Genomic DNA, 12,617 nt, shown 5'->3' with positions numbered 1-12,617 from the left:
CTTAACTGATTCCCCACTTGCGCATGAGCCAGTAGCTTGCCAGTAATAATATGCCTGAGCTATTGATGATCCAGAACCAACGTCTAGACACAATTGCACTGCCCACTATCACGTAAACGATAAAAAAGATGAAACTGATAAAAACTGCAAAATAGACATTTTCAGCTTTGGCAAAAGGAAGCCAATCCGCTAAAACCAGACTGAGCCAGGAACTATAACAATAGGCAGCCAGGCAGATAAAAAAAACGCTGCGATAAGTTAAGTTAAAAGGTTCTTGTTGTTCTGTACGGCGCATCGGTATTGCCTTAATCTGTAAAAGCCAAAATAAAATGAAGAAATATCAGCATATGCACAGATATTTCTTCCGATGTTCCAATTAATAGCTGATGGTATAACTTAAACCATAGGTCCGGCCTTCCGCTGGGATCGCCAATAATGGATTCCCGTTTGAAACCGCTGCCTGCTGGGCGAATACCGTGTTGTATTGCAGACCCCACACATTATATACCCCAAAATCTACACGACCTTTTCCGGCAGGCACATGTCCCAATACATCCATAGTGGCGTAGCCCTTAATTTTTGCCGCGGTATTGGCATCTGCTTTTACAGCTGCTTTAAATGCATCGTCTTGACTGGCATTGGCACGCGCAGCTAAGTCACGATCATCATTATAGGCTTTATTAGTCCCTTTAATTGCCTGCATCTGTACTCGAAGACCATAACCTTCATCGTTGTCCCATTCAGCAAATAAAGTCCCTTTTACTGGCGCGACTGCAAATGAATTAAGTTCATGCCACTGGTTTGCAGCATCTTTATATTGACCACGGGTATAGCCCAGTGTTCCGCCCACTTTGTAATTATCCATGAATGGATAACTTACAGTGGCCTCCGCTCCATAAACACGCTGGTCAGTATCGACAATTTTCGCTGCCCGATTATTAAACTGAACAGTTTTATCAGAGCTATTATAGAAACCTGTTAAACCCAGATTTAAACCATCCTCCTGATTTAAACGCCAGCCCAACTCATAACTGTTGACCGTAATGGGTTGCAAGTTCGAAGTTGAAACCGTAAAGGTCGAAACATCACGCAGCATGCGCTGCACATCCGGGAAGCTAAAACCTTGTGAGAAATTTGCATAGACTTGCTGTGCATCATTCAGTTTATACACCGCACCTAAATTAAATAGCGGTTTATCATCATGGGTCGAACCTGCTGGTACCATATTCGACTCACGGCTTGGAATATATGCGTCAGTATCTGCTTGAATATATTGATAGCGAACGCCGGCCTGAATATTCAACTGATCATTAATAGCATAGTCACCTTGGGCAAAAGCACCAATATTCTGGATCTCGGTGTTTGGCCCATAACCTTTACGCTGACCTGTTGGGGTATAGACTAAATAAGGATATTCGGTTGCCAGAATATCAATATATTGCTTGTCTTTTTCCCAGTCATAATCAAGGCCATAGGTTAATTTCAGCGCTCGATCGGCAATATTAAAGTCTGATTGCATGGTCGAACGCAGGCCTGCAACTTCGATTTCAGATTGCGACTGGTTTACCGTCTTAACTGATTTAGTGGTTAAACCATAGGGGAAAAATCTTGATTTTTCATTTCGATAGTAGGCTTCCACATTCAATACCTGACCTAGGAAATCTTGATTCTGATATTGTGAATTCACTGCATAGCGTTCAGTAAATAGTGGATTACTCAGCTTTAAACCTTTAATGGCTTTATAGCTTGGTGTTCCCATATCATTACTTGTGCCCGTGGTCGGCAAATATGAATAGTCCGGGCCGTAATCTGTATCTTGCTTATCTTTATAATATTGTGCACCAAAGCTCAGGCTTTGCTGATCGGTCAGATTAACATTCAAACGTCCGTTGACATCAATCGTATCGCTGTCCATGGTACTGCCTTGCCAAGGACTCAGAGAAATGCGGTCACCATCGCCATCAAACTGAGAACCACGACTGGTAAAGTTTGCCCCGAGAAAACCATCAACATTGCCCTGTTTAAACGACACCGATTGTCCAACTTCATACGCCAATCCATCCCCACGGAAAGTATCTGAAGAGGTAATGCCCACTTTACTTTCAAAGCTGAGTGGCTTTGAAGTATCTGCACGTTTGGTAATAATATTGATAATGCCGCCCGTTGCGCCAGAACCATAGATACTGGTTGCACCAGAGATTACTTCAATCCGCTCAATCATGCTTGGGCTAATACTGTTCAACTGACGGGAGACATCACGTGAACCGGTTTGTGATACCCCATCAATCATGACCAGTACATTGCGGCCACGCATGGTTTGACCATAATTACTGGTGGTCCCGCTGCTGGGTGCCAAAGACGGTACCAGCTGTGCCAAAACATCGGCAACCTTGCGTCCCGCGGTTGCCTGTTGCGTAATCTGCTGACGGTCAATGGTCTGAACCGTACCGGCAATTTCTGCAATATTTTTTGGTGTACGCGTTGCTGTGACGACAATCTTTTCTAATTGTGCAACAGGCTTCTGTGTGGGCGCTGCGCTTACTGCAATATCCCCCGATACAGCAGTTTCAGCATGGGCATGCTGTGCAAACATGGCCAGAACAGCAAGGCAACATGGTGTCATTTTAAACAGTACTTGTTTTGCCCTAAACTCATTATTGACTTTCATTTTCTCTTTTCTCCAGAGCCCTTCTATCACTCAAAAAATATCCAAAAGGCACGCCATCATACTAAATTTAATTTTTAATGAGAATGATTTTTATTAAAAATAATAATCTTCTTTCCTCTCTTGTTTAAAAAAATTGTTTTTCCTGTCTTTTTCTGCCTGCTCCAGTTGCTGGAACTGTTCCAGATAGGCTTGCGCCATGTCTGGTTTTAAAATAAAAACTCCATCTGCATCACCAATCAGTAAGTCACCGGATTGCACCGTAAACTGATTGAGCTCGATGCCGATATCCATTTCGACCAGACTTTCTCCTTCATTTCGTGTGGTGAGACAACTCACGGATTGAGCGAAAACCGGCAATTTGAGCTGCAGTAATGCCTGACGATCCGTGACCGCACCCAACACCACCACACCAGCCAAACCGCAATGAATCGCGGCGACACTTCGCTGCTCTCCCCAGCATGCCCGTTGCAAGTCATATCTGGCGTCGATGAGCAGAACTTCATTGGGCTGGCAGCTCAGCAATACCTGTCGCAACTGACTGGCATTCTTGGATTGCACGCGCACGGTTCTGACCAGACCCACCAGATGCTGTTGTGGGGACATCGGAAAAATCTGTGGGACATGTCCCAAATCCAGTACATGCCCGATGGTCGAGGTGGCAATGTTTTTATAGGCTTGAACCAGCCATTCGGGCTGGATAACTTGATTCATGATTTCATCTCTGTTGTTTTTTTCAGCTGCAAGGGGCAATTTCGGCATAGCTCCCCACTGGCTTCCTCTAGTTGAAAATAGAAGCAGCACTTTTGTCGCATATAGGTGTTGTATTCGGGATGCCAGTTATTGCATAACTTGAGAAAGGGATTTTCCGGCAGGTTAAAACTTTGTGCCGATTTTGCTTTTAACCGCTGTTGTTGCTGTTGCAACCGATTACGCATGTCATTGTCTAAATCTTGCTGCGCTAAAGAACGATAAAACTGCAGCATGCGCACAGCAACATTTTCCCAGAGCAAGGCATACGACACACGCCCCACGCGGGCAATCTGTTGTAACAGGCCATTGAACTGTAGCAACATGGCATCAAGCTCCGGCAGAGACATGCTGTGACAGGCGTAACTCGCTGAATCAGCCAGTTGGATTCGTCGCTCCCAGTTCCATGTTTCAGGTAGCTCTACGATAAAGATCGAAGGTTGCCATTTCACAAAAGGAAGCGATGCCGCCTGACAGTATAAAAAAGGCAACACCCAGAGCGTGGCCCAGTATTTGATAAATAATGAGGTGGCACATCTCTGGTTCGTAGCATGAATACGTGTCGCAAAATCCTGCAGCACCTGCCGACAGATCGAGTCGTCGAACAGGTCAGCAAGTGTGATTGCCTGCTGGTTGGAACCATGTATTTCCAGTTTCAGGTGCTGTTGCAGCACTGAAAAAGAAGTTTCCAACTCTGCTTGAAAATACTGACACATCTTCATTGCAGTTTATGCGGATCGAGCTAAAACATGCCAAAGTGGGTTTCGGGTCTCTCCGATTCCTGATGGCATACTGCCAATACGGGTATCCTGCTCAAGCAAAGGCCGGATCAGCTGTTTATAAGGCCAGTTTGGTGACTCAAACAGTAAGGCCTGTAACTGACTTAGAATTTCAGGTTCAATATCCAGACTGTTTAGCACCAGCTGTAACTGTTCAGCCAAGACATACCAGAGTTGATCTGCTGCAATCTGATAATATTTTGCCAGTGCCTCGACAATACAGCCTAAATTGATCTGAATCCCCAGCGTCTGGATATAAAACAGCAAGGCTTCAACCGAGTCGTGATAAAGCGTATTCCTGAAATCATGCGGGCTTAAATAGTCCGGATCATCCAGACCATTGTGCAGTAGCCACGGCAGGTAAATACGCAATGAATCGTGGTCCCTGAACATCAGGCCATCAAATTGACCATGTTTAAGCACCAGACACAGGTTCTGACCATGAATTTCGCCCATCAAGCCGAGACGGAACAGGCGTAAATTCACTTCAAAGAAGCAGGCACATAATTGGGCAAATTGCTCAAGCACATGTTCCGGATGATTTTCCAGCTGCTGCAGCTGTAAAATATAATCAAACACGGCAGGTTGCCCTGGAATAATGTGTCCTAGACTAGCCATCGGAATCAGTTGATAAGGCTGTTGCAGCAGTTCAGCTGGAATATGACGGCGTTGAGCGGCCAGATGAGTCGGCTTCTCTACGAACAGCCATTCATTGTCCGCACTTCGATCATCTTGTTTTTCTGGCAAATAAGACCACCATTGTGTCTCCTCACACAGCCATAACTTTTGCTGCAGAACGGGATCTTTTTGCTGTGCCTGCTGCAATAACTTCTGGTTTTTTTCGCCATTAATCATTTTTACAATCGGCAGAAAACGCAATGAACCCAGCGCCTTAATGCCAATTGGCAGTTTCAGGCTTTGCTGTGGAATATCCTCAGACAAAAGACTACGCATCGAAGCGCTGGCATACATGCCTTTTGAAACAAAGTTCAATGGCTGACAGATACCTGACGCAATATCCTCAGCAAAGAATTGCTGAAATAAATGCTGGAACTGCCACGGATGCACAGGCATGGCGATATGCGTATCACTCAATCCGCGCTGGAACATTTCCTGTTTCAGTTGATAGCGTTCGGCACGGTTAATGAAAATCTGGCTCGGCTGCTGGGTAAAAATATCCTCGACACCCGCACCAAACATCATTTTGTCTTTATGCACAGCCACCCAGTGAATCCTCAGTTCTTGAGCAAATTCAGGACAATATTGCAAATATTCCTGCTGACTCAATCCTTCCTTTAACTTGGATAAAGGATGATATGGCCGATCCCGATAGCCCGCATATTGCTCTAAAACACGAAACACCTGCGCCGGGCTTCGATGAATCAGATCATGGGCATCGACTTGATGCTGTTGCAGCAAACGATATTGCGTTAAACATTTCTGGATTTGCTCAGAAAAGACCTGCAGCTTATCGGCCTGACAGTGTTGAAACAGTCCGGTCTGTTGCAGACATTCAAACAGCTCAAATAATTCAATCGGGTGAACTTGCGTGTGCTGATTGCCTGCTGTAATTCGTAAAATGTCCGACTCAGCCGCAAAAGACCACGCTTGGGTAATGCCTGACTGTACAGCAAAAACAACACAGTAGTGTGATGTTTGCTCAGGCAACAGCACCACGTACTGCTGCTCAGGCCTATGATTAAACTGCTGTTTTAAGTCAAAATCGAATACATCCAGTTTGGACTGTGCGGTTGAATCATCCACAATATACTGTTCAGGAATCAGGGCTTCCACCAGTAAGGCATTTACAAAGTCTTGTAAAATGGTTCTGTCAGTCAATTGATAGACAGGTTGAAGTGCATTCATCAATAACCTCACTTGCCCTGCGCTTTAAACGGCGCCAACGGGTTATCCACAAACTTGATTTGCATACGACCATCACCAAACAAACGGCGTTTGGTTAATGATTCAATCCGTAACTTTTCGGCAAAGACATCAAAGATTTGATAGCGTTGATGATGTTCAGGATGTTGTTGTTGATAGTCCAGAATGACTTCGGCAGCCCATTGCCAGAAATCCTGTTCAGCAATGGCGTAGGTCTGATTGAGAAAAATCGCAATATCAGTCAAGGCCACAAAGAACAGGCAGGCGCAACTAAAGTCACGAATCCCGTCCAGATCATCCGTCAAGATAAAGGACATGCTATTGGTTTTGGCATGTTCAGGTGGTAACTGATCCAGTTCAGGTGCCAGTTCCGGATGAGCCAGATGTGACGGGCTATAACGTACGCCATCATGGAAATCCTTAAGCAATACACGGGTTGGCCAACCTTGTTGATGCACCAGAATAATATTCTGCCCATGCGATTCAGTCGCAATCCCTTCGGCAAACAGCAAATGAATCAATGGTGTAATGACCACTTTCAACAATTGACGTGTCCATTGCTCAACCCCGTAGTGCTGTAACCACGGTGCAATCAGGGCCTGTCCATCTTTTTGAATATGGCTCACCCCATTCAGTGGAATCGCATCTTCACCTTCACGTAAATATTGATGCACGCTTTCACGCCATAAACAACCAATGGTGCCATAGGCCTGTTGCGCATGCGAAGCAGGTAAACGGGTGAAATCAACGCTCAAACCATAGACTTCACGCAACACTGCAAAATCGAGCTGTTGCGCCGTTTCACTTTGATCAATCAGGCGTTGCAGCCAGTCGGTAATGATGGGCCCGTTCATAACCGTATGTTTTGCCAGTACCCGTGAACTTGAGGTATTGGTCAAGCTCATGGAAAGCTTGATGTACGGTTTTTCCGGGTGCTGTAAATTGGTGACAGTTCGCAATGATTGCTGGGCCAGATAACGGTCATGGCTATGCCCTAAATAAATGATGTCCTGATCGGCAATTTCTTGTGCAAAAATCGAGATCAGGTGATTTTCCCATTGCCAAGGATGGACTGGAATCCAGACATATTCAGCGGCATTTTGAGTTTGCTCATTCAACTGTTGCTGAAACTGGATAAAGTCCGATTCATTCAATTGTTCTTTAAAGAATGCCTCTGTTTCAATGTGACTGGAATGGTTTTGTGCTACCAGCTTCCGGTGTACGGCTAACCAGACCAAAGCCATCGGCTGGGCAAACTCCACCCCATAACGGACATTGTCTTGCAGACTAAAACCGACACGGGATTTGTAACATGGATGATAAGGATGCCCATCCATCAAATAAGATTCCAGAATATCGTATGGATACTGAATTGCAGGCAAGCTGTAGTTTTCAAAACAGACTTGTGATTGCACGTCATGAATATAGGTACGCTTTAATTCAAAAATAAAATCTTCCACTTTGGCAGCATCGGCAATCGAGCGCAGGATCTCATCAATGACCTGATTTAGACGTGCTGGCTGTGTATTGCCTTGGGCATCCTGACGAAGTACCTCCTGATCACTTGCCAGTCGCACCAGCTTATAGCTGTATTGGCGTTGCCCTTTGGCAATATACTGAACCGCTTGCTGTTGACGATCCTGTACCTGAATCACGAAATTTTCACCATCATGCTCAGCGTAAATAATTTCTTCAAAAATCAAAGCTTGTAACAGTTGCTTGATCACACGTTGTTCAATCTCTTTCGCCTGCTCCGGTTGCGGCTGTTGCCAGGCTTGAAAGGTATTTTGAAGCATATGTGTATTGGATAAAACTGGATGTAATTGTCCCATATTTGTCTTCCTAATTATTGAATTCATTGATTTTGTGTTGATCTGGAAAGCGCCATGCATAGGGCAAAGCGCACAGGATCAGGACCGTACAAAAAATAAAGATGTCCTGAATGCCCTTAAATGAATCCAGTGCGGTATGAGGAGTGGTGTGCAAAAGATCCTGATGTAATTGCAGATACAAGGCAGCCAGTACCACGGCAACTGCGGCAAAGATCCGACGGAACAGATTGTTTAAGGCCGCCGCCTGAGTAACCAGATGCTGTTGTTGCTGACGTAAGCTGTTGAGCCCTGCCGTGGTCGATGGCATATAGGACAGTCCCATGCCCAGACCATGCAACATCATGCAGAAGATAATGAACCAGACATTTTTGACCGGTGCCCATGCCAGCAAGGCAAAAGCCAATGCGGTAATGAGCAAGCCCAGACTCATAATTCTTGCAGCGCCGTAACGATCGAGATATTTACCTGCGGGCTGACTGCATAAACCGGTCACCAAGGCACTACTCATCAAGGCAAACCCTGTCCAGAGTGGGCTAAGTTGCAAACTCTGCTGAATCCATAACGGCACCAGCAACATACCAATAAACAGGCCCACCGTTTGCGCCACACAGATCATCAAACTAAAGCGAAAACCTGTTGCCGCAAACAATGCCGGCTCAATCAATGGACTGGTCTGATTTTTTTGCCTTCTGGCGAATAGCCAGAATGTTAAGATGCTCAATGCAAGTAATAACCAATAGAACGGCTGTGCGATATCTTCAAGTCGATGAATCTGGCTCAAAGTACCTAATAACAAAATAATGCTCAGACTGAGGCAACCAAAACCGATCCAGTCAAAAGACTGGTTGATATCGCCTTGTTCTTTAGGCAGGTACAGATATCCCAACCATAATGCGACACAGGCAACTGGCAGGTTAATAAAGAACAAAGCCTGCCAGTCGAGCCAGACCAGAACCAGTGCGCCTAACATCGGCCCAATCGCCAAAGTCAGCATGATCATGGCGCCCCACAAACCTGTGGTCCCACCCCGTTGTTGGCTTGGCGTGACTGAAAAAATCAGCCCCAGTGACAATGGAATCATCAGGCCACTACAAAAACCTTGCAGCGCTCTTGCAATCAGGACCGACTCAAACTGGTTGAATAAGCCGCCGAGTGTTGATGCCAAGGCAAAACATAACAACGCCGTCAGATAAGTTTTTCTTTTGCCAAAACGCTGGCTGAAATACCCCGCCAGTGGCAAGCTGATACTCATCGCCAGTAAAAATGCGACCACCACCCAACTTGCCCACACTTCACCAATCTGGAAATACTGCATCAGTTGAGGTATGGCAGGATTAAAACTACTGTTGTTTAAACTGACGGTACCAGTACCTAACATGACCGTGAGTAAAACATAACGCTGCAAGCCCGCGTGTGCCGCCTGATTGATGGGTACAGAAGACCGTTCCATATGTGCGATTCCTCTGTTGACCTTAGTCAATGTGCTCTGACAACTTTACTTGTGCATAAAAAGCGGGAGAAGTATGCCGAAGCTGACCAGATTTATGCATAACACGGGTTAATCCTGAATCGGCCAGTTGCACAGGATTTCGCACAGGTTGATCTGACTGTGCAATAGGTGCTACACCAAATTGCTGATAAGACTGGGCCTGATCCAGCTTAAACAGCTCTTCACCTAATAACTGATTGGCAATGGTAGCGGCCCGATGCGCCCCCAAACCCAGATCTGGCGTCCCGACACCATGATGGAAAACTTCCATATTTTGCAGGAAAATTCGTCCATCGCCCTGATAGTCCACCTCAAAATCGGCACTGACTTGCCAACGCTGGGTTTGATCCAGGCGAATCAAGTTTTGCAGGTTGTCCAGGAAAGCAGGTTTAGGATAACGATAACCTGTGGCCGCGATGACACTATTTGCATCTAGTACATAATGCTCGCCCTGCTGTTGGTGCTCGAAACGCAAACGGATTTTCTGGTTTTCCAGCACTTCCGCATGTTGCAACTGGTGATGTCCAGCCAAGCTCACATCAGTCTGCTGACCGCCGATACTCCGGTGATACAGTCGTTCGTAAATATCACGAATGGTTTTACTGCTGATGCCTTTATACAGATTGGCTTGTTGCGCAGGTAATGTAGCCTTTAATCCTGCAGGTAAATGATAGAAATACTGCATATAGTCAGGACTAAAATGCTCTAGTCCTAATGGCGTATTCTCCATTGGGAAAAACCCCGCAGAGCGTGTCAGCCAATGCAAATGGAAATCAGGCGTTGTTTTCCCTTGCGCATATTGGCGATCGAACAGGTCAATAAAAATTTCTGCCGCGGACTGGCCTGAACCAATCAATACTACATTGCCTTTTAACTGTGCTGGGCAGTGCTTTAAATATTCAGCCGAATGTAAGCACTGCTTTGTTTTTGGATAGGCCTGCTGCAAACTTTCAGGTAAATGTGGCACTGTGCCGATTCCCAGTACCAATTGACGTGTCTGGTAGCGTTGCGTTTCGCCGTTACTCAACACCTCAACCTCAAAACCGCCCTGGATCGGTTGCACATCCAGAACACGGCTGTTGAAGCGGATATGCTCGAGCTGCTGCACCACCCACTGACAATAGTGGTTATATTCCTGACGTGGAATATATAAGTTTTCACGGAAGTAAAACTTATATAAACGCTGCTGATGCTTTAAATAATTGAGAAAACTATAAGGGCTAGTCGGTTCAACCAGACTGACCAGATCCGCCATAAACGGCACTTGCAGTAAAGCATTGGGTAGCTGCATGCCCGCGTGCCAGTCAAAACCATCTTTCTGCTCAAAAAAGCGATATTGAAGGTCACTTTTGTTTTGCAGCAAACTGGCCAGACTTAAATTGAAAGGCCCCAAGCCAATGCCGATAAAATCAAGCATAGCTCACATCCTTCTGCTCAATAAACAGCGGATTTTGCAATTGCACATACACAGATTGATGCTCAACAGGCGCAATCAATTCATCCAGCTCATGCAAGCGTGTCAGCAAATTACCTTTATATGGCAAGGTTTCATTAAACAATAAACCCTGTAACAAGGTACTATCAGGATACTGCTGCAATAAATCCTGCAAGAACACTTTCAAATGCTCAAGCAGCACATCTTCGCTCATATGGCCCGTTGCACCAATTGCGTTAATAATGCCGAATAAGGTATTGCCAAAGAAATAATAGCTGAAACGCTCATCAACGAAATCTTTCGGCCCCACTGCAAATGCTTTTTCTTTCAGCTCAGGTAAGGCCTTTAAAATTTCAGTAGCAAATTCTTCAATATAGTAAAAGCCCTGATTGTCACGTAACCACAGGGTCTTGGGAAAATGGTTCTCCATTTCCAGCAACACATTTTGCTGATGCGATTCGAATGCCATGCCGTAACGGTGATAGAGATACATCAATGGCTGCAAACTCACCTCAAGGAAACGGTTAAACCAGTCCAGTGCAATCTCGGAAAGATCCATTTCAGGATGTGCTTTGGCAATGTTTGCGAAAAGCGCATTAAAACGATTTAAAGCCTTGCCCGGATGGTCCTGACACAATGAGGCAATACAGGTCACTTGCTGTTGTGGACCAAAAGGCTGATCACGGAAAATACAGATACTTTCATTGACTACTTCACCATCAATTTGCAAAGCCATCCATGCAGGATCATTGACCGCTTTCAGAGTTGGGCAGTTTTTTAAGATATTCTGGCCAAACTCACTGTGCCATAAACGATGGGTCAGTTCACCACGGTGACATTCTTTTGCCAGATTGACACGGATTGAATTGGTAATCATCACCGACAGTGACGGTTTCACCATCCACGGCGCATTAAAACTTGCCAGCGTCCGAATTGAAGTGGTCGGTGCAAATTGCCAGCCACGTAAACCCAGATCAATCAGCTGTCCAGTTTGTTTAAAACGCTCAAACCACGGCTTGCTTTGCAAATAACGTGCCTGCCAAGGATGTAAAGGCAGTAATTTATATTCGGTATGGGTATTGAGCAGCTTAAGATCCTGTTCCGATAAATACCATTGCAACGCGCTTTTAAGCTGGGCTGAAATAGCCTCATCAGTCGCGCTACCTTCAGCAATATAATCCTGATGCACAAACCAGTAATGCAGTTGAGTTTGTCCCTTATTTTCCGGAGAAAACTTGTACCAGTCCTCATGTACGAAACCCGTCCGGCTCTTTGGTGCAGGATGCATGCTATGCCCAAGGACTAAAGCCTGTTCAGATTCAATGAAATTCTGTCCTGCCTTGACCAGATCATCGAAGTCATGTTCACGCTGGACTAAAAACTGCTGTAAAGCATCGCGGCTCTGAATCCATTTTTCCACTAGAGAAGCTGCATCTAATGCAAGCTCGGACTCAAAAACCAGTTCTTCCAGTAACAGGCCGACAATGGCAACGGAACTAAAGGCTCTACTTTGTCCATGAACAATAATTTGCGGAAAATCGGCCAAGCGATGTCGCCCGACTCGACTGACATAGGCCAACGGGAAATAGCATTGTGCTTGAATGGAGTGGATCGGAATGGTTAACAGCGTCAAACCTTGGCTAAACGCTTGCTGTTGTGGACTCTGCTGATTTTTATTAAGCAAGTGACCTTTGCCTGTTTCTTGCGTGTAGGCGTTGACGAAATGTTGTATCGCCAACCGATTGGCAAGTGATTGCATCCGATTGTATCCTCTATCCAGAGA

Annotated in this window: 9 protein-coding genes; all 9 read right to left on the bottom strand. The window is 45.5% G+C overall.

The window, feature by feature from the left end:
- Nucleotide 1: 1 nt before the first annotated feature.
- The 9 genes from JO943_RS01415 to JO943_RS01375 all read right to left on the bottom strand — a co-directional run bounded on the left by JO943_RS01415 (nt 2) and on the right by JO943_RS01375 (nt 12,593).
- Nucleotides 2–295, bottom strand: coding sequence for a hypothetical protein (locus JO943_RS01415; protein WP_202739766.1), 294 nt, complete (start codon nt 293–295; stop codon nt 2–4).
- An 81-nt stretch (nt 296–376) separates the two neighbouring features.
- Nucleotides 377–2,668 carry a TonB-dependent receptor gene (locus JO943_RS01410; protein ID WP_202739765.1) on the bottom strand — a complete coding sequence of 764 codons (2,292 nt, stop codon included), beginning with the start codon at nt 2,666–2,668 and terminating at the stop codon, nt 377–379.
- A gap of 93 nt (nt 2,669–2,761) precedes the next feature.
- Nucleotides 2,762–3,379, bottom strand: a complete 618-nt coding sequence (locus tag JO943_RS01405; RefSeq protein ID WP_202739764.1) for an RraA family protein — start codon at nt 3,377–3,379, stop codon at nt 2,762–2,764.
- Nucleotides 3,376–4,137 (bottom strand): (2Fe-2S)-binding protein, encoded by a 762-nt coding sequence (locus tag JO943_RS01400; protein WP_202739763.1) that lies wholly within the window; start codon nt 4,135–4,137, stop codon nt 3,376–3,378. Before JO943_RS01400 ends, JO943_RS01405 begins: the two co-directional genes overlap by 4 nt.
- Before the next feature lie 6 nt (nt 4,138–4,143).
- Entirely contained in the window at nt 4,144–6,060 is a 1,917-nt protein-coding gene (locus JO943_RS01395; RefSeq protein ID WP_202739762.1) for an IucA/IucC family protein, read from the bottom strand.
- An 8-nt stretch (nt 6,061–6,068) separates the two neighbouring features.
- Nucleotides 6,069–7,910 carry an IucA/IucC family protein gene (locus tag JO943_RS01390; RefSeq protein ID WP_202739761.1) on the bottom strand — a complete coding sequence of 614 codons (1,842 nt, stop codon included), beginning with the start codon at nt 7,908–7,910 and terminating at the stop codon, nt 6,069–6,071.
- A gap of 10 nt (nt 7,911–7,920) precedes the next feature.
- On the bottom strand, nt 7,921–9,360 hold the full coding sequence (locus JO943_RS01385) for an MFS transporter (RefSeq protein ID WP_202739760.1): 1,440 nt from the start codon (nt 9,358–9,360) through the stop codon (nt 7,921–7,923).
- Nucleotides 9,361–9,382: 22 nt separating this feature from the next.
- A complete protein-coding gene (locus JO943_RS01380; protein WP_202739759.1) occupies nt 9,383–10,816 on the bottom strand; it encodes a lysine N(6)-hydroxylase/L-ornithine N(5)-oxygenase family protein in 1,434 nt (477 codons plus the stop codon).
- Nucleotides 10,809–12,593: an IucA/IucC family protein gene (locus JO943_RS01375; protein ID WP_202739758.1), complete on the bottom strand. Its 1,785-nt coding sequence runs from the start codon at nt 12,591–12,593 to the stop codon at nt 10,809–10,811. Before JO943_RS01375 ends, JO943_RS01380 begins: the two co-directional genes overlap by 8 nt.
- Nucleotides 12,594–12,617: the final 24 nt, after the last annotated feature.

The organism is Acinetobacter sp. 'aerobic (ED)' (genome assembly GCF_904886855.1).
GTDB lineage: Bacteria > Pseudomonadota > Gammaproteobacteria > Pseudomonadales > Moraxellaceae > Acinetobacter > Acinetobacter courvalinii.
Note: the sequence above shows the minus strand (reverse complement) of the source record. Positions and strands in the feature narration are given on the sequence as shown.